The following is a 17410-nucleotide window of genomic DNA, read 5'->3' on the forward strand; positions in this document are numbered from 1 at the left end:
CGTAATCAATCCGCCTCCACCTCAACATCCGCGAAGAGATTTGGGAAAAGTCGGTCTCGGTAGTCTAGCGGAAAAGCGATGCGCACAGGTGTTTTGGGCGAAGCAGACTTCAAGAACCCAACATCAAGCAACTCTTTGAGGGTATTGCGCGCAGTGCGTTCCGAGGTCCTCGTGACCAGGCTGATGTCGCCACGATCCATTGTTCCGTGCTTCAGGACAGCGGAAATCACATCAGAAGCCCTCTTGTCGTCTATCAGAGCCCCAACCAGCTTCCGATAACGTCCTTCAAGTGTGTCAAAGGCGAAAACGGCGTTCGAGAACTTGATTTGGTCGAGCGCGACCGAAAGAAACCATTCGCAATAGTCCTGAAGCGCTTTCGTCGACAGGTTGCCACGGCCGTCTCTGTCGCTCATCCTTTGCTGGTCGGCGTGGTCCATCATGCTCTTGTATTCGGTTTTGTCTTTCAGGCCCCGGGCAAGTCCGCGAGAGATTGACCACAGGCCCTTTCCGCCTACCCCTGCGTTTTGGGCCATCGCGTGAGACATCAACCTGCTGACACGACCATTTCCGTCCGTGAAAGGATGGATGAAGTTCAGGCGGTGGTGAGCAGCTGCAATCGCGATAATCCTATTCGTGGCTCCAGTCTCTGCCGCCCTATAGCGCTTAGCAAAGTGCTCCATGAATGCGATGACGTACTGAGATGAAGGTGGCTGGTGTCGCCCAACTGCCACGTCATCCACGCTTTTAGAACGGAATACGCCTGGTACAATCTCGGCCTTCGTCCCGTCAGGCCGCTCGACGAAACGGAACTCCGCTGGCATCTCTTCGTAGAAACGGCGATGGACCCAGGAAATGAACTCTGCTGATGTAGGTGGCGGCAACGCACCGCGATGGTTCAGGCGATCAATTTCTCTTTGAACGATGACGTGAGCTTTGGCTTCTAACGCCAATGGCCTTGTCGCCTCTTCAAGCTCAGCACCAGCCAGTGCACGCTCGATGTCCTTGGGCCGCGTGTTGTGCCCCTCGATCAAGTTCGAGTAATAGCAATTTATCACGCGGACGAGGTCTGACAATTCGAAGGCAGCGTCGTTGTGCAAGCCCCGCCCCAAGTCAGACGCCGCCGCATGAATCTCGACAACGAGATCAGAAAGGACGGACGGGATGATATCTTCGAAAAAAGCGGGTTCAATGCGGGTCGGGACTTCTTCCATCTTTTGCCGATCTTGCGTTTCTTGAAAACTGATAATAATTAGTATCTTAGCGTGAACAAATCAAGAAACTTGCCGATGTTGGTTGCCGATCTTTCATGGAAATCAAACAAGTTCTAAATTGCCGATATCATTATCGTATATTTTGTATTTAAATCAATTTGATACGGCCAATACGTTCACATTTTTGCCGATGTTGGTTGCCGATCGTCGGCGTCCGAAAATTGATGCGAGCATTCTCGTTGGGTAGAGCTTCAACATTCCAGTCGTGCGGCTCAGACGTGCCCCTCTCCAACCGCCACGGCGCGAAGAAGTGAGCTCCGGCGACAGCAGCGATGTAACTAGTGAAATCAGAGACGTTTTGATGAATCCTTCTGCCTGCCTCCCAAATCAGGCATGGCCGGTTCGCATCAAGGAAAGCATGGTTGCGCTTCCGCTTGGTCGTGAATTTGATTCCGGATTAAAAGAAGTTCTTCCGCTCGAATGGGAAGCGCGAAACATGTCGCCGACGCCGAGGACCTCCCGGCTGGCTCCGGCAAGGGCCGCAACCGGCGTCTGCAGATCGCCCTGCTCCAGAAACGACGGGCCATCCTCGGCTTTCGCCGCGTCCGGCAGCAGCCGCGCCGTCAGACGAGAAAGCAGCCGGGCGAAGGGAGCAGCCAAGGCCGCCAGCACGAGATTGAAGCCAAGATGCGCGTCGACCGGCAGCTTGTCATGCGACAGCGGCAATAGTTTGAGCAAATGGCCGGAGTAGCCATCCAACGGCAGTGCCAGGAGGCAACCAACTGCCCGGACGATCAGATTTCCAAGCGCGACACGTCGGGCGCTGGGCGCCGCATGGAGCGTTGCAAGAACCGGCGGCACGGCCCCACCGAGATTTGCGCCAAGAACGAGCACGATAAGCAGCCCGGTCGAAAGCTGGCCGGATGCGGCAAGGACGGCAAGGGCTGCGGAGATGACCAACGCAACCGGCCAGGCATTGTCGAGGAGCGCGAGGAAGGCAGAAAGCGCCACAGACGTTCGAAGCGGTTCGGTGGCAGCGCCGATCAGGTGCAACGACAGCAACATCAGCCCAACACCGACGAGCGCGGCACCTGCCCCCTTGCGGGCATTCGAGCTTCCGCGCCCGACGACGACACCGCAAAGCAGCAAAAGCGGCGAAAGCCATCCCAGGCCCAATGCGACGATCCAGGCGGTCATCGCCGGTCCGACATTGGCGCCAAGCAGTACCACTTGCGCCATGCGCGGCAGGATGAGGTCACGCTCGACGAATGACGCCACCATCAGGGCAGTCGCGGTCGAACTCTGCAGCGCAACGGTCGCGACGAGGCCGGAGAAGAAGGAGCGAAAGCCGTCGCGCGTTCCGGCCGCAAGGCCAGCCTTCAGCCGAGCGCCGAAGGCGCGCTGCATGCCCTCGCGCACCTGGCCGAGACCGAAGAGGAGAAGGGCCACAGCGCCGAAGAGATTGATGCTGACGTTCGCCGAATCCACGGCTCCCTCCCCTTGAGCAGCCTTACTGCCGGCCCCGCAGCAATTCCGCCCGGAACAACTGCTGAAAGGCAGCGTAGCTTTCGAAGCCAAGATCGTTGACGAGGCGCATCACCGTCGTCGTCGAGACGCCGCTGCGCTCGGCCACCTCGCGCGCGCTCGCGAAGGCAACGTCATAGGGATGGCCAAGGACGAACTTCGCCACCTCCAGCCGCCCGCCCTTCAACCGCCGTACACCGAGGCGACAGGACTCCCGCAGTTCGACAAAAGTCGCCGGAGGTGCGATCGAGGCGGTAGTGACGGACAGTTGATGGACCATGTTTAGGCCGCCTCCACGTTGGAGGGCGTGCTCTCGATGTGGACACGAAGACTGCCGGTTTCGGCACGATCAAGAAAGGCGTCGAACGCACCGAAGAAGATCGAGAGGAAAGTGTCAGTCGAGCCGTCCCAACCACCTTCCGCAGCACTACCGAACCGTGCAGCGAGCGCTCGATAGAGCCTGAGGTGTGGCGCGGAGATCTTGTCGAGCGCGAGCACGGAGGCCTGGCGCAGACAATACCAATCGGTGATCAGCTCAAGCATTTCCAGGCGAACCAAGTCAGTGGCGTCCTCGGGCGGGCATGCCGCGATCACACTCTCGATCGCGCCCGGCCCGCCGAGGCGTTTGCAGACATCCTCGACAGTGAGCCCGGAGATCGCTTCGACGGCTTCCTTCGGCCACTCCTTGGGAAAGTAGCGATGCTGAACCAGGGCGCGTTTATGCGCTTTCAGGAACGATCCGTAGTCGGAGACGTCAAAGGCGCTATCAGCCTCTTCCGTGAGATGGGCCATTTCGCGCCGATAGCCACAGGAGATGCGCGGATCGACGGCGCTGGAGGACAGCTCGACGGTTTCGACCAGCAGGCCAGGGGCGGATGGCTCGACGATCTTGAAGGCTGGCGGAAAGGCCACCAGGGACGGCACGGCGATATTGGTGAGCACACCGTCGCCGGATCCTCGGTGCGTGACGCCCTCGACATGCAGATGCCCGCTGAAGTGCAGCGTCATCCCTGCGTCGATCAGAGCCTGCGCGACTTCCTTGCGCGGCGTCCTGCGAGCAATGTTCGTCTCACCGAAAAGCACGCCTTCGGCACCCGTTGCCCCATCAAAGGGATCGAGAACCGGATAGTGCGAGAAGGCAAGAAGCGTCTTTCCGAGCCTGCGGGCGCGTGCCGAGACGTCGGCGATCCAATCGATGATGAACGGCTTCAGCTTCAAGAGCGCATTCCAGCCGGCCCCGGTACTATCGACGAAAGCCGCCTCATCGCCTTCTGGGAACATGCCGTCGCGCGGCTCGAACACGTTGGCGTCGATCATCATCAGCCAGAGACCGGGCTCCGGCTCGACCAGATAGGTAGCGTCCATCAGCGCGTAGCGGTTTCGGCCATCTGGGGACGAAACGTCGTAGAGACGGTCTTCGACCTTGTCCGAGGCGCCGAACGGGGTCTCCCAATGGATATCGTCGGACCTTCGGAAGTATCCGAATGCGGCCATCGGCGCGAGGCCCGTCGGATACCCCTCGCAATACATGGACGGCGTCGCGTAAGTGCCGGGGCAGGCCATTTCCTCATCGCTGGTGACGAGGACCCTCGCATCATTCACATCGAGAAACTGCTTGGTGTGATGGCGGCCCCTGGGGCCGAAAATGTCGTGGTTGCCGGGGAGTGCGTAGAAGCGCGTATCATTCTCGCGTTCATGCCGCTCCAGAATGGTGCGCAGGCGCTCTGCGGTTTGCCGCTGGCCGTCATCCGTATAGTCGCCCAGCAAGACGACGTGACGGATTCCGCGCCGGGCAACCTCCGACAATGCCTCGTCCAGCGCCCTCGCACTCTCGTTGAATACGCGGGTCGACTCGCGCGTATCGGCCCAGCTTCTGATGGCCAACGCCTTCCCATCGACCTCGATGGCTGGAAACGCGAAGTCGGTCTCAAGATCATGAAAGTGGGCGTCAGCGATCACGGCGATCCGCGGCAAGTCAGCCATTGGCATTCGCCTCCGCGCGGGACGCTTCAACGAGATCGATCCAGGTGGAGGCGCGCCGCGCCGCCTCGTACAGCATCGGCTTCGGTGTTTCGAACCATTCGTCCGGCCGCAGCTCGCGATGCTCGCGGATATGGGCGACCGCGGCGTCTAGGGTCGGAAACAGGTGCGGCTGTTGCTTGTGCAGGAAAAGCGCCACCAGCGACACGGAGCGACTGCGCCCGCCGCGGCAGTTCACCAGAATGTTGCCGCCGTCGACGAAGGGGTAGGTCGGGCGTTTAGGCATCGTTTGACGCAGGGCTCCGTCGAGAATGTAGTAGGCACCAAGCATCATCGTGTCCGGGCTGCCGTCGCCATCGATCATGCCGAGCTTGTAGTAGCGTATGTCGGCGTAGCCACTTGCGCAGAGGTCGTCATTGACCGCGACCCTCCTCACGCACGAGATTGATATCGAGGTTGACCGCACAGTTGACGACGATGGTGATCCCGTGACGCTTGAGCAGTTCCATGTCGCGCGCGCCGTCGCTGCCGCCGATATAGAGATCCGCTCTACGGGGGCCAAGTTCCGTGGCGATCAGGCTGATTGCGGGTCGCGCGTAAACCGGTGCGTCCATTGTAGTTTCCTTCTGTTGTCGTCGAACGAGGCGCTCCGCCGATCGTTGGTTCACGCCGGCTGAAGCGCAGCGGTCCGTTCGTGGGCAAGGATCGGAATGCCGGAGGCTTCGCTGACACCGTCGGCGATGGCCGGCGTCGATGCAAGCACCGGTCCTCCGTCCCGCAGACTGCCGATCTCCAGGAACGGGCACACGACGCCGCCGGCCTCGGCAACGAGCAGGAGCCCGGCGAGGCAGTCCCAGGAATTCATGTGCAGCTCCACATAGGCATCGGAGCGCCCATCAGCGACATAGGCAAGCGCCAGTGCTCCGGACGCCCCGCGCCGGACATTGGCGCCCTTGGCGAGCATCAACCGCATGGTTTGTAGATAGGTCTCGTCCGGCACCCGGCGTGACCAGCCCATTTCGACGGAGGCTGCATCGAAGGTGACCGTCGACGAGATGCTTATGGGCTTGCCGTTCAAAGTCGCCCCAGCGCCTCGTCGACAAAAGTAGAGCTCGTCCTGGGCCGGATTGTAGATCGCGCCGATCTCTGCACTGCCCCCTTCGACATAGGTGATCGAAATGCAGAAATGCGGAATTCCGCGCGCGAAATTGGCGGTGCCGTCCACCGGGTCGACGACCCACACGCGGTCGCCGATCGAGCCGCCGCCCTCCTCGCCCAGAAACGCATCTCCAGGAAAGTGCGTGGTGATAGCCTGACGGATATGGGCCTCGGATGCGGCATCGGTTTCCGTGAGGAAATCCTGTGGCCCCTTCAGCGAGAAGCCGCGCTCGGAACTCTCCTTGAAGCCGCTCAGCACCAATGCGCCGGCAGAGCGAATGACGTCCCGACATAACGACGCCCGTCCTGCGAGGTCATTCGAATAGCGCGGATTGTGATCGTTCATCGGGAGACTCCGTTGCACACGCGTGCACATTTGCACGCGTGTGCACCTCACGCAAGCGGAATCTGCGCCTGCGTCTCGTCGTCTCTATTGTCGCATTGAACGCTTCGTGCCGGTCCGCGTAGCGAGCACATTACGGATCGCAAAGCTCGAGTGGATCCGCGAGACACCAGGAAGAGCGGAGAGGATTTCCTTATGAATGCGCTCGAACTCGCCGGCATTGGCGACTTCGACGCGCAAGAGATAGTCCGACCCGCCGGTCATCAGGAAACATTCCTTTATTTCCGGGTGCCTGCGTATCGCGGCCTCGAAACGGTCGAGGTAGTCCTCCGTCTGGCGATCGAGCGTGATGTTGATGATCACGGCAATGGAAGCTTCGACGTTCGACGTGTCCACGAGAGCGGTATAGCCGCGGATAACGCCGGCCTGTTCCATCAGTTTTATGCGCCGAAGACAGGCCGATGGGGAGAGGCCGACTTCTGCGGCGAGACTCGCATTGCTTCGTCGGGCATCCAGCCGAAGCAGGCGAAGAATATTGCGGTCTATCGCATCAAGCGCGGACATGGCAGATCATTCCAATTCATCTTTGTTTCTTTCAATGATCATGATTTCACGCAACGATCAATCATTCTTTCCTCGGAAATTTCACGATCGTTTCACTAGTCTCGCGCCAATACGGGGAGGCTGGAATGGACGGGACAATACAGGCGAAAAGGCAACACGCGGCGACCGCCACAGGCGGCGCATCGGGCTACCTGACCATCGACCTTGCGGCCATTGCTCGCAACTATGAAAAGCTGGCGGCGGAAGTCGCGCCGGCGCGTGCCGCAGCAGTCGTCAAGGCGGACGCCTACGGGCTCGGCGCCGTCAGGGTCGCGGCCAGGCTATACGAACACGGCTGCCGCCACTTCTTCGTCGCCCACTTCGTCGAGGCCCTGCGCCTCCAGCCAACTCTCGCCGCCGATGCCATTATCTATGTGTTGAACGGCCTTCAACCCGGCAATGAAACGGCCTGCGCCGAGCGCGGCATCGTGCCGATCATCAATTCACTGGAGCAGTTGCAGCGCTGGAGCCACACGGCGAGGACGCTCGGCCGCAAGCTGCCGGCGGCGCTGCAGTTCGATACCGGCATGTCGCGTCTCGGCATTCCACCGGCGGAACGCGCTGCCGTTGCCAGCCTGCTCGGCGACTACATTGATGTCCGGTTCATCATGAGCCACCTTGCCTCCGCCGACGAGGCTGCGAGCGAACAGAACGGAAGCCAGCTTGCCGAGATGAGCCGTATCACGGCTGAATTCCCGGAGTTCGACCTGTGCTTCGCCAATTCGGGCGGCATCTTCCTCGGCAGGCCCTATCACGGTGTACTTGCCCGCCCCGGCATCGCGCTCTACGGCGGGGCACCGATCGCCAACCAACCGAATCCGATGGCCCCCGTCCTGCGCCTCGATGTTGCGGTCGTGCAGACCCGCACGGTCCCCGCCGGCGCGCGCGTCGGCTACAGCGGTACCCATATTGCCGCTGGCGAAACCCGTCTTGCCACCATTGCCGCCGGTTATGCGGATGGTCTGCCGCGGTGCCTGAGCGACCGGGGCGCCGTATATTGTGACGGGGTTCGCCTGCCGATCGTCGGTCGCGTCTCGATGGACAGCATCACCGTCGACATCTCCGCTCTACCGGAAGGTCGCTTGCACCTCGGCAGCCTCGTGGAGGTGCTCGGCCCCCATCAGACGCTCGAAGATATTGCACGCGACGCAGGCACCATCGCCTATGAAATTCTGACCGGCCTCGGCCAGCGCTACGAGCGGCAATACCGCTGACCCCTTCTCTTTTTGCTTGAGGGCATCATGAAAGTTATCGTTCTCGGAGCCGGCATCATCGGCGTGACGTCGGCCTACCAGCTCGCCAAGGCGGGACATGAGGTGACGGTCATCGACCGTCAGCCCGGCCCTGCCCTGGAGACGAGCTTCGCCAATGCCGGCGAAGTCTCCTTCGGCTACTGCTCGCCCTGGGCAGCACCCGGCATCCCCATGAAGGCGATGAAGTGGCTGTTCATGGAGCATGCGCCTCTGATCCTGCGGCCGAAGGTCGACACGGCCATGCTGTCGTGGATGGTGAAGATGCTCTCCAACTGCACATCCAAGCGCTACGCCATCAACAAGAGCCGGATGCTGCGCCTTGCCGACTACAGCCGCATCTCCCTCGCCACGCTGCGTACAGAGACGGGCATTGCCTATGACGAGCGGATGCAGGGCACGTTGCAACTGTTCCGCACGCAGCAGCAGCTCGATGCCTCCGGCAAGGACGTCAAGGCGCTCGCCGCTGACGGCATTCCCTACGAGGTCCTCGACCGCGACGGCTGCATCCGCGTCGAGCCGGCACTGAAGCATGTGCGCGAAAAAATCGTCGGTGGCCTGCTGACGCCGAAGGACGAAACCGGCGACTGCTTCAAGTTCAGCAACGCGCTCGCGAAAAAGGCCGAAGAACTCGGCGTACGCTTCAACTATGGCAGCATCATCCGCGGCCTCGACGTCGAAGGCGGTCGCGTCCGCGGCGTTGTCACCGCGCACGGGACGTTGCAGGCCGACGCCGTTGTGGTGGCACTTGGCAGCTTCTCGCCGCTCCTCGTCAGGCCGCACGGCATCCGCCTGCCGGTCTATCCGGTCAAGGGCTATTCCCTGACGATCCCGATCACCGATGCGTCGCGCGCGCCGGAATCGACCGTGATGGACGAGACCTTCAAGATCGCCATCACCAGGCTCGGCGACCGCATCCGCGTCGGCGGCATGGCCGAGATTTCCGGCTACACCAACGATCTCGGCGAGCCCCGTCGCCTTACACTTCAACACTCTGTCACCGACCTCTTCCCCGGCGGCGACGTGTCGAAGGCGAGCTTCTGGTCGGGCCTTCGCCCGATGACGCCGGACGGTACGCCCGTCATCGGCGCAACGAAGGTCGAGGGTCTCTATCTCAACACGGGCCACGGTACGCTCGGCTGGACGATGAGCTCCGGTTCGGCTCGGGTGATCGCCGACCTCGTCATCGGCCGCAAGCCTGAGATCGACGCGACCGATCTCGCAATCGCCCGCTACGCTTAAGCGGCTCCGTTCAACCACTTTCGAGGAGACAAATCATGATCCAGGAAATCCACACGAACGACGCGCCGGGCGCCGTCGGCCCCTTCTCGCAGGCGATCAAGGTCGGCAACCTGCTGTTCGTCTCCGGCCAATTGCCGATCGATCCGGCGACCGGAGAGTTCAACTCGGATGACGCGATCGCGCAGGCAGATCAGTGCCTCAAGAACCTTGCCGCTATCGCAGCCGCCGCCGGCACGAGCCTTTCCAACACCGTCAAGACGACGGTCCTGTTGACCGATCTCGGCAATTTCGCCGAAATCAACAAGGTTTATGCCGGCTTCTTCGCCAAGCCGTTCCCCGCACGCGCCTGCTACGAAGTGAGCGCACTGCCAAAGGGCGCAAAGGTCGAAATCGAAGCCGTCATCGCGCTCTAAGCGAGCCGGTTGCGAACCCGTCAATCGAATGGGCGGCCTACGCCGCCCAACCTCTGCAAGCATGGTGTGGCTTGAGCCCGCGCCAGCAGCGCCCATCACCATCCGGCGCGTTGTCGATCGAGCCACTCCCCCATGACGGTCGCGAGGCGCTGCGGCGCCTCCATCGGAACCATGTGCCCGGTGTTTTCGATAACTTCGAGGCTTGAGCCGGCGATCCCCTCATGAAGCTCGAGCGCTTCGGCTCGAGACCTCAACCGGTCCTGTTCCCCAGCAATGACGAGGGTCGGACAGTTGATCGTTTTCAGATCAACCCGTTCATCTCGCCGATCGATCAGCGACTGCCTGCGAAAGACATCGCCTCCCAACCGCTGCCCCGCCGCCTGAATGCGCTCGACAATGTCTGCGCGGTCGGCATTGTCGGGATGCAGCGACGAGGCGACGGCCACCCTGCTCAGTCCCTTGAAAACGGCACTGCCTGTCTGCCTGGAGATTGCGGCCTTTCGCTGAAATTCGACGTTGCTGTCGCCGCGTGCGGATGTTGCGACAAGCACAAGGGCTGAGACCCGACCGGCAGCCTGCCGCACGATTTCCCGAGCGACGTACCCGCCCATCGAGAAGCCGACGAGCACGAACTTGGGCGGCGCTTCCGCGAGAGCGCGGCGCGCCATGGCCGCTATCGAACTGTCCTGCGAAAGATCTGCGTATGAAACGGGACCAAAGTCGCTCAACGCGGGCGCCACATCGCGCCAAAGATCGGCATCGAGCATGAAACCCGGGACCAGAATCGTTGCCATGTTTCGCTACCTCGCCGCGCATATCGCCTGACGCTACCGGAAGATGAGGGTCGGGTCTTCAAGGAAAGACACTCACCCTGGGCCAGACGCCGCCGGGACGCACGGCCGCACCTCGAACGTCCAGCCCCCAGCGCAAGCGCGGCCCTTTGAATAGTCGGGATCCGTTCGCCTGGCGGTCCAGAGAGGCTGCGAAGCCATTCCACATCCACATGGCGATCCTTGATATTTATAGATTTTTATTCCCACAGCGTGGACTTTTCAGCACGAACGTGCCAATAGATATCCATATTGCGACGCGCCGTCGTATTTGCGAAGCAATTTGGTGAGCGCGTTTTCCCTTTTCGCTGATTGCTTCATCAGCCCCCATCAAACGAAGGAGAGTGCCCTGCTTCCGGAGCCGGGCCCAGTACATATGGCATTTGCAACTGAGAGCGACCCCTCGGCAAACGACCGACCGGTCAAGATCAGTATCAAGAACGTCTTCAAGGTGTTTGGTGAGCGGCCGGAACAGGCCCTCCGTCTCCTGAACGCCGGCAAGACCAAGTCTGAAATCCACGCAGCGACGGGCTGCACCATCGGCGTCAACAACGCGAGCTTCGACATTCGCGCCGGCGAGATCTTCGTCATCATGGGCCTTTCGGGTTCGGGCAAGTCGACCATGCTGCGCCTCATCAACCGCCTGATCGAACCCACGACCGGTTCGATCGAGATCGAGGGGCGGGACGTGGCGCGCATGCCGCTCGGCGAGCTGATCGCACTGCGCCGCCGCGACATCAGTATGGTCTTTCAGTCCTTTGCGCTTCTGCCCAACCGCAACGTCATCGACAATGCCGCCTTCGGTCTCGAAGTCGCCGGCGTCAGCGAGGCGGAACGCACGCAACGGGCCCGCGCAGCACTGCAGGCTGTCGGGCTCGATGGCTACGACAATAGCCGCCCTGATCAACTTTCCGGTGGCATGAAGCAGCGCGTCGGCCTCGCCCGCGCTTTGGCCGGCGAACCGTCGGTGCTTTTGATGGACGAGGCCTTTTCTGCGCTCGATCCGCTCATCCGCACCGAAATGCAGGACGAACTCGTCCGGCTTCAGGCCGAGCACAGCCGGACGATCGTCTTCGTCAGCCATGATCTCGACGAAGCGATGCGCATCGGCGACCGCATCTGCATCATGCAGAACGGCGAGGTCGTACAGGTCGGCACGCCCGACGAGATCGTGCTCAAGCCCGCCAACGACTACGTGCGCTCGTTCTTTCGCAACGTCGACGTTTCGCAGGTCTTTCGTGCCGGCGACGTCGCGCGCAAGACGCAGGTGACCATCATCGAGCGTCAAGGTGTTTCCGCCGCTGCCGCATTGGAGCGCATGGAGCACTTCGACAGGGAAGTCGCCATCATCCTCGGCCGAGACAAGACCTATCACGGCATGGTCAGCCGTACTTCGCTGATCGACACCGCACGCGACGGTGCAGGCCATTCCTACCGGCGGGCCTTCCTGCCGGACATCGCGCCGATCCTCGCATCGGAGAGCCTCTCCAATGTGCTCGGCACGGTCGCGGCCAGCCCCTTTCCCGTGCCCGTCATCGACGAAGCCGACCGCTACCTCGGTTCCATCAGCAAATCTGCGCTTCTCGAGACGCTCGATCGCACCGCCTGATCCCGCCAGTTCGGAGACAAATCATGACTTTCGATATCGGCGACGGCGTTGACAGCGCCGTCAACTACGTGCTCGACAATTTCGCGCCGTTGCTCGACCTCATTGCTGAGGCCATCGGCGCCGTGACGAACAACATCCAGGCGCTGCTGCTCGCGACCCCCATGTCCGTCGGGCTCGCCGTCTTCGTGCTGCTATCGCTGTGGCGCGTCGGCTTTGGCTTCGCGGTCTTCACCGCCCTCTCGCTTTTCCTCGTCGACCACATGGGGCTTTGGTCCGCCATGATGGAGACACTGTCGCTGGTCCTCGCTTCGACCCTCGTTGCGATGCTGATCGGCTTGCCGCTCGGCGTTGCCATGGCCCGCAGCGACCGGGTTGCCGCCATCGTTCGGCCGGTGCTCGATCTGATGCAGACAATGCCGGCCTTCGTGTACCTGATCCCGGCTGCGATGTTCTTCGGCCTCGGCGCCGTACCGGGGACGATCGCAACCGTCATCTTTTCCATGCCGCCGGTCGTGCGCCTTACCAATCTCGGCATCCGGCAGGTGCATGTGGAGTTCATCGAGGCCGGCAATGCCTTCGGCTGCACTGCCCTGCAGTTGCTCTGCAAGGTACAGCTTCCAAACGCCATGCCTTCGATCATGGCCGGCATCAACCAGACGATCATGCTGTCCCTGTCCATGGTCGTGATCGCATCGATGATCGGCGCGGGCGGCATCGGCAACACGGTGTTGACCGGCATCCAGCGGCTCGATGTTGGCACCGGCTTCGAAGGCGGCCTCGCCGTCGTCATTCTCGCGGTCGTTCTCGACCGCCTTACCCAGAGCTTCGGAAAGGAGCGGGCCTCCCTCGGTTTCCGCCTCTTCCGGCGACAGACGCAACAGCCCGAGGTCTCGGCCGCCACGGCCTGACGACCGGCGGACTTGCGCCAAAGATGGCGGCGTTCGCGCCTCCAAATGCGAACCCTCAAAAAAGGAGCAACTATGTTCAAGACCCTCGTTTCAGTGAGTCTCGCGGCCGGTATCGCCGCCGGCACGTTCGGTTCGGCCTTCGCCGAAGACAAGACCCCGGTCAAGATTGGCTGGGCCGCCTGGTCCGACGCCGAATTCGTGACCAAGCTCGCAGCAAAGCTCATCAAGGACGAACTCGGCCACGAGGTCGAGCTGGTTCAGACCGACATCGCACCACTTTACCAGGGTGTGAGCCGCGGCGACCTCGACGCGATGATGATGGCATGGCTGCCCGAAACCCACGCCGATTACTTTGCCAAAGTGAAGGACAAGGTGACGACGCTCGGCACCGTCTATGACGGCGCCAAACTCGGCTGGGTAGTGCCCAAATACATTCCCGAAGACGCGATCGCCTCGATCGACGACCTCAAGAAGGACGATGTGAAGGAGAAGCTCAAGGGCCGGATCGAAGGTATCGATCCCGGCGCGGGCCTGACGCGCCTGTCCGAGCAAGCCGTCAAGGACTACGAACTCGACGGTTACAAGCTGCAGATTTCCAGCGAGGCCGGGATGCTGACCTCCATCGACCGGGCAATGCGCAATGAACAATGGTTCGTCGCGACATCCTGGAGCCCGCACTGGATGTTCGGCAAGTATGAGCTTCGCTACATCGACGACCCGAAGACCGCGCTCGGAAAAGCCGAACACGTGGACGTGCTCGCCCGCAAGGATTTTGAGAAGGACAATCCGGAGGTCGCCGATTTTCTGTCGCGCATGAAGCTGCCGATCGGCGATCTCGAGGCGGCGATGTTCAATGCCCAGGAGACCTCCTACGAGAAGGCCGTCGATAAATACATCGCGGACCACCCGGACCAGATCAAGGCCTGGCTCGCCAAGGAAGGCGGCTGACCGCGACGCGCCGATTTTCCGCTTCCGCCCGCGGCATCGTCCGCGGACGGTTCTTCAGAGACAAAGGAGCATCGATATGCTGAACGATACGCTTGCACCGCGTGTCGCACGCGATACCAGCGATGACACGATTGGTGGCCGCATCTCCCTCGCCCGCGATGCCGCGGGCCTCACCGTCGAGCAGATTTCCGCCGTCGCCGGTGTGACCGAAGATACGTGGACCAGTTGGGAAAACGATCGCGCCGAGCCCAGGGCCAACCGCCTCGATATGCTGGCGCGAATTCTGCAGGTGAATATTGCCTGGCTGCTTGACGGACAAGGCAAGGGGCCTGCCGAGGCACGATAGAGGCCAAGACCAGACCAAGGTGGACGGGAAACGGTGTGCTGCGCTCGCAGCCCACCGTCGTCTCGCGAGCCTCAATCGCGCCCGGCAGGCAGCTGATCCATCCGCATCTGGCGCAACATGTTGCGCCCGGCGATGAGCATCTCATACAGGAATGCCACAAGCGAGACGATGAGCGAGACGATCGCGCCGCCGAAGAACCAGAACAGATTTTCCTCACGGAATCCGAACGACAGCGCACCAGCGAGCAGGTTAAGGATGGCGCAGCCGGTACAAATCGCGGCCAAGGTCCCCAAGGCGACCGCTATCTCAAGGGCAAGGGTTCGCCGGCGCAGATAGTCCAGCTGTATCCGCCGCGCTTCGCCCTCCCCGTCCTTCTCTCCCACTTCGTTAACCCGGTCGGAGACCCGCCCGAGACGTGTCGCATAGACATTGACAAACCCGGCCGTACCGGCAAGCAGGAAAACAGGTGCCAAGGACGTCTGGATGATCGAGGCAAAATCGGTGACGATTGATGGCGACTCCATGGGTACTCTATATAACTTTCGCGCATGTGGCTTCGACTTGAAGCGGCTAGTGTCAGCCAACTCACAGCCGCAAAAGTAGACAATTTTCCGGCCGAAAGCTCCGGTGAGACTCCGCAGCTTTGTTTCGTCACGGCGGATCGGCGCGCGAGCGGCGCTCTCAATTCCGAATCTGACGTCCGAGAAGTCTCACTAGAGACAGCGCATCCTCAGCCAGTTTGCACGTTCATTTGGCGGTATGAGCCGCAGATGTTCTTGATGATCGCCACATGAGCGCTAAGGCACGCCAAAAGTATCAGAACAAACAAGGCGAACGCGGCTGACGTCCCGGCACCGAACGTCCAGCCAAGCGGCGGGAGTTGAGAAAACGAAGCACTGGCGAGCCCCGCACTGTTTTGTGACACCTGGAGCACCGCGAGCCCCGAGGCTATGAGCGCTGCGTGCGCGTGAACAAAGCGCAATCGCAGAAATCGCTCCGGCCGAAGCGCCAGATAGCCACCGACGGCGGCGGCGACAAAGAGCAACACGGTCGCGCCCCAAAAGACCACATCGGAAGCGCTTACGAGCGTCAGGACAAGTATGCGCGTCATCGGCAGCATCGTCGTGTACACGGCCCAAGCGAGCGGGCTGGACGGCGCGTTGCCAAGCTGCACTACACTCAGAAGCGAGACGGCGGCAACCATGTAGGCTGCGCAAGGTCCAAGTCGAATGATGGTCAGCACTGAGGCGCGCATGGTTCTATTCCTTCATGCCCGAACATTCGATTCGGGGGTCTCGAACAGAAAATATAAGATGATGCTTAATTGAGGCTTACGAAACTTGCCGATGAGAGCGGAATATCTCGCGGCCCAACAGGCCTTTGCGGGTCGCTGTCTTTCAGCTTCAACCCCTTGATTAGCAAGACTCCAAGGCGGAATTGCGGAGACAGACGCGCCCAGCCAGCCGGCATGTGTCTCTTTATTGCGACTCCCAATTTCAATTTTTCCTTTATTAGTTATTTTTCAGGAAGATTTCCGATGAGCGCATTCGTAGGCGAGGCTAGGATACCCGCAACTGGGGGAACGTAATGGAAATGTCTCGGAGCAATAAACGTCGCGTTACACTACTGCTCACAGGGGTGCTGCTGCTGGCCGGGTGCCAATCGGATGCACTCGACGATGTCGCCGCCTTCGGTGATAGCGCAAAGACACTCAACGATGATTCGGCGGTTGCCTTCTATAAGGACGATGAGCTCGTGACCACGGGCAAGCTCCAGTTCCAGGAGAAGAACTACGGAAAGTCCTACGCGATCTACAAGAAGGCAGTTGAGGTCTATCCGCGGGACCCGGCCGCATGGTTGGGCTTTGCTGCCTCGTCCGACATGGTCGGTCGGTTTGATAGCTCGGATCGAGCCTATGTGCAGCTTTCCAAGATGATCGGCGGCACAGCCGTCTATTACAACAATATCGGCTACTCCCACCTGTTGCGTGGTGACCTGCCCGGCGCCCGCACGTATTTCCTGAAAGCATACGAGATCGACCCCTCGAACGAGACCACGGCGAAGAATCTCGAATTGATGAAGAACAGCGTCAAATACGCGCAACGATAGGCTGCTTGCGGCGGCCCTCACGTCTTTCGGCGCGCAAGACCGCCTCGGGTGGATTTGTTTGCGCAAAATCTTCTAAGAGGGCAAGTCCGCGACTGCACCACGCTCGCGCAAATAACGCGGAGCGGCCCCGATACCTGATGTCACCGGGACGGCGCTTCGAGGGATCTGGAGGCAATAACCTGCCTAAAGGCGGGCTCGGTCTAGCGCACCTTCCTCAGCACAAGCTTGCCATCCGCCGAGACGGTTCGTTCGTAGCGCGGCAAGTTGGCAATGGAACCGCCCTGGGGATCGGCCGCAGCCAGCACGTCATCAACAGCGGATGCCGAAGCGGAAACCGAATAGGATGATGGCGACAAGCGCTGGGGAACTTCCTTCCCCGGCGCGCTGATGATCATGCTGCCGCTGGATGCGAACATGCTCGGAGTCACGCGACCAGCGAGATCGGCAACATCCTTCTGTAATTCCTCAACCGATTTGCGAACGGCCGCCATGTCGTCGCCCTTGGCTCCGCCGGCGATGTTCACGGTCTGCTTGCTGATCTGCTGCTTCAGGCCGTCGATCGACCGTTTGAGCGCTGAAAGGGCCTCTCGGCTTTCGCGGAGGTCCGCGGCATTCTTGGCGGTGTAGAGCAGAATTCCGGCATTCAGCGGCAGCATTGCAAGTGCCAGCGCGATGATCGGCATGCTCCGCGAACGGCTCGGCTCCTTCGCGGCGTGCTCGTTACGTCGCGCTCGGACGTCGGGCACGATTTCGACATCGACATTCGAAATATGTGTCATCGAATTCCTCCGTCACGGATTGGGCCACGGCCCCACGCTACCTGCACCCAAACCCACGTGATCCCGCTGGATCGCCTCACGTCAGACGTTCCGCGCTCCCGCGCCGATCGTCACTCTGCTTTATTATTTCAGCCACTTCTTAACAAGGACGCCACGC

17 protein-coding genes and 2 pseudogenes are annotated in these 17410 nt (G+C 61.0%); 8 read left to right on the forward strand and 11 right to left on the reverse strand.

Going from position 1 to position 17410, the window contains the following annotated elements; translation table 11 throughout:
* Positions 1-5 precede the first annotated feature (5 nt).
* From LAC81_RS21215 to LAC81_RS21245, 7 genes and pseudogenes are all read right to left on the reverse strand, one after another.
* On the reverse strand, positions 6-1211 hold the full coding sequence (locus LAC81_RS21215) for a Fic family protein (RefSeq protein ID WP_223729188.1): 1206 nt from the start codon (positions 1209-1211) through the stop codon (positions 6-8).
* A 495-nt stretch (positions 1212-1706) separates the two neighbouring features.
* Positions 1707-2699, reverse strand: a pseudogene (locus LAC81_RS21220) (Na/Pi cotransporter family protein); the annotation flags it as partial.
* Positions 2700-2721: 22 nt separating this feature from the next.
* Entirely contained in the window at positions 2722-3015 is a 294-nt protein-coding gene (locus LAC81_RS21225; protein WP_223729189.1) for a MurR/RpiR family transcriptional regulator, read from the reverse strand.
* A gap of 2 nt (positions 3016-3017) precedes the next feature.
* Entirely contained in the window at positions 3018-4724 is a 1707-nt protein-coding gene (locus LAC81_RS21230; protein ID WP_419195840.1) for a metallophosphoesterase family protein, read from the reverse strand.
* Positions 4711-5329: pseudogene (locus LAC81_RS21235) on the reverse strand (dual specificity protein phosphatase family protein). Before LAC81_RS21235 ends, LAC81_RS21230 begins: the two are co-directional and overlap by 14 nt.
* A gap of 50 nt (positions 5330-5379) precedes the next feature.
* A complete protein-coding gene (locus LAC81_RS21240; protein WP_223729191.1) occupies positions 5380-6219 on the reverse strand; it encodes an inositol monophosphatase family protein in 840 nt (279 codons plus the stop codon).
* A gap of 84 nt (positions 6220-6303) precedes the next feature.
* The gene (locus tag LAC81_RS21245) at positions 6304-6780 is read right to left on the reverse strand and encodes an Lrp/AsnC family transcriptional regulator (protein WP_113537390.1); all 477 of its coding nucleotides are present in this window, start codon (positions 6778-6780) and stop codon (positions 6304-6306) included.
* Positions 6781-6905: 125 nt separating this feature from the next.
* On the opposite strand from LAC81_RS21245, the gene alr reads away from it, so the two are divergent.
* From alr to LAC81_RS21260, 3 genes are read left to right on the forward strand one after another with little or no spacing between them, the layout of a single operon-like run.
* Positions 6906-8033 (forward strand): alanine racemase, encoded by a 1128-nt coding sequence (gene alr / locus LAC81_RS21250; protein ID WP_223729192.1) that lies wholly within the window; start codon positions 6906-6908, stop codon positions 8031-8033.
* 27 nt (positions 8034-8060) lie between these two features.
* Positions 8061-9311, forward strand: coding sequence for a D-amino acid dehydrogenase (locus tag LAC81_RS21255; protein WP_223729193.1), 1251 nt, complete (start codon positions 8061-8063; stop codon positions 9309-9311).
* Positions 9312-9346: 35 nt separating this feature from the next.
* Positions 9347-9724, forward strand: a complete 378-nt coding sequence (locus LAC81_RS21260) for a RidA family protein (RefSeq protein WP_113537393.1) — start codon at positions 9347-9349, stop codon at positions 9722-9724.
* A gap of 95 nt (positions 9725-9819) precedes the next feature.
* On the opposite strand, the gene LAC81_RS21265 is transcribed toward LAC81_RS21260, so the two are convergent.
* Entirely contained in the window at positions 9820-10518 is a 699-nt protein-coding gene (locus LAC81_RS21265) for an alpha/beta fold hydrolase (protein ID WP_223729194.1), read from the reverse strand.
* Between the two features lie 412 nt (positions 10519-10930).
* Between LAC81_RS21265 and proV the strand changes: the two genes are divergently transcribed.
* From proV to LAC81_RS21285, 4 genes are all read left to right on the forward strand, one after another.
* Positions 10931-12163 (forward strand): glycine betaine/L-proline ABC transporter ATP-binding protein ProV, encoded by a 1233-nt coding sequence (gene proV, locus LAC81_RS21270; protein ID WP_223729195.1) that lies wholly within the window; start codon positions 10931-10933, stop codon positions 12161-12163.
* A 23-nt stretch (positions 12164-12186) separates the two neighbouring features.
* Positions 12187-13071 carry an ABC transporter permease gene (locus tag LAC81_RS21275; RefSeq protein WP_223729196.1) on the forward strand — a complete coding sequence of 295 codons (885 nt, stop codon included), beginning with the start codon at positions 12187-12189 and terminating at the stop codon, positions 13069-13071.
* A 72-nt stretch (positions 13072-13143) separates the two neighbouring features.
* The gene (locus LAC81_RS21280) at positions 13144-14019 is read left to right on the forward strand and encodes a glycine betaine ABC transporter substrate-binding protein (RefSeq protein ID WP_223729197.1); all 876 of its coding nucleotides are present in this window, start codon (positions 13144-13146) and stop codon (positions 14017-14019) included.
* Positions 14020-14095: 76 nt separating this feature from the next.
* Positions 14096-14365: a helix-turn-helix domain-containing protein gene (locus tag LAC81_RS21285; protein WP_223729198.1), complete on the forward strand. Its 270-nt coding sequence runs from the start codon at positions 14096-14098 to the stop codon at positions 14363-14365.
* Between the two features lie 71 nt (positions 14366-14436).
* Here the strand turns inward: LAC81_RS21285 and LAC81_RS21290 are convergent, their stop codons facing one another.
* A complete protein-coding gene (locus tag LAC81_RS21290; RefSeq protein WP_224393537.1) occupies positions 14437-14889 on the reverse strand; it encodes a DUF2721 domain-containing protein in 453 nt (150 codons plus the stop codon).
* Positions 14890-15095: 206 nt separating this feature from the next.
* A complete protein-coding gene (locus tag LAC81_RS21295; protein ID WP_223729200.1) occupies positions 15096-15620 on the reverse strand; it encodes a hypothetical protein in 525 nt (174 codons plus the stop codon).
* A gap of 338 nt (positions 15621-15958) precedes the next feature.
* On the opposite strand from LAC81_RS21295, the gene LAC81_RS21300 reads away from it, so the two are divergent.
* On the forward strand, positions 15959-16474 hold the full coding sequence (locus LAC81_RS21300) for a tetratricopeptide repeat protein (protein ID WP_223729201.1): 516 nt from the start codon (positions 15959-15961) through the stop codon (positions 16472-16474).
* A gap of 200 nt (positions 16475-16674) precedes the next feature.
* Here LAC81_RS21300 and LAC81_RS21305 read toward each other — a convergent pair whose 3' ends face one another.
* Positions 16675-17253, reverse strand: coding sequence for a hypothetical protein (locus LAC81_RS21305; protein ID WP_223729202.1), 579 nt, complete (start codon positions 17251-17253; stop codon positions 16675-16677).
* Positions 17254-17410: the final 157 nt, after the last annotated feature.

The sequence above is a fragment of the Ensifer adhaerens genome (assembly GCF_020035535.1).
Lineage (GTDB): Bacteria > Pseudomonadota > Alphaproteobacteria > Rhizobiales > Rhizobiaceae > Ensifer.

Coding starts and splice junctions, on each gene's coding strand:
- LAC81_RS21215 (WP_223729188.1), bottom strand. CDS start 1,211: ATGGAAGAAGTCCCGACCCGCATTGAACCCGCTTTTTTCGAAGATATC.
- LAC81_RS21225 (WP_223729189.1), bottom strand. CDS start 3,015: ATGGTCCATCAACTGTCCGTCACTACCGCCTCGATCGCACCTCCGGCG.
- LAC81_RS21230 (WP_419195840.1), bottom strand. CDS start 4,724: ATGCCAATGGCTGACTTGCCGCGGATCGCCGTGATCGCTGACGCCCAC.
- LAC81_RS21240 (WP_223729191.1), bottom strand. CDS start 6,219: ATGAACGATCACAATCCGCGCTATTCGAATGACCTCGCAGGACGGGCG.
- LAC81_RS21245 (WP_113537390.1), bottom strand. CDS start 6,780: ATGTCCGCGCTTGATGCGATAGACCGCAATATTCTTCGCCTGCTTCGG.
- alr (WP_223729192.1), top strand. CDS start 6,906: ATGGACGGGACAATACAGGCGAAAAGGCAACACGCGGCGACCGCCACA.
- LAC81_RS21255 (WP_223729193.1), top strand. CDS start 8,061: ATGAAAGTTATCGTTCTCGGAGCCGGCATCATCGGCGTGACGTCGGCC.
- LAC81_RS21260 (WP_113537393.1), top strand. CDS start 9,347: ATGATCCAGGAAATCCACACGAACGACGCGCCGGGCGCCGTCGGCCCC.
- LAC81_RS21265 (WP_223729194.1), bottom strand. CDS start 10,518: ATGGCAACGATTCTGGTCCCGGGTTTCATGCTCGATGCCGATCTTTGG.
- proV (WP_223729195.1), top strand. CDS start 10,931: ATGGCATTTGCAACTGAGAGCGACCCCTCGGCAAACGACCGACCGGTC.
- LAC81_RS21275 (WP_223729196.1), top strand. CDS start 12,187: ATGACTTTCGATATCGGCGACGGCGTTGACAGCGCCGTCAACTACGTG.
- LAC81_RS21280 (WP_223729197.1), top strand. CDS start 13,144: ATGTTCAAGACCCTCGTTTCAGTGAGTCTCGCGGCCGGTATCGCCGCC.
- LAC81_RS21285 (WP_223729198.1), top strand. CDS start 14,096: ATGCTGAACGATACGCTTGCACCGCGTGTCGCACGCGATACCAGCGAT.
- LAC81_RS21290 (WP_224393537.1), bottom strand. CDS start 14,889: ATGGAGTCGCCATCAATCGTCACCGATTTTGCCTCGATCATCCAGACG.
- LAC81_RS21295 (WP_223729200.1), bottom strand. CDS start 15,620: ATGCGCGCCTCAGTGCTGACCATCATTCGACTTGGACCTTGCGCAGCC.
- LAC81_RS21300 (WP_223729201.1), top strand. CDS start 15,959: ATGTCTCGGAGCAATAAACGTCGCGTTACACTACTGCTCACAGGGGTG.
- LAC81_RS21305 (WP_223729202.1), bottom strand. CDS start 17,253: ATGACACATATTTCGAATGTCGATGTCGAAATCGTGCCCGACGTCCGA.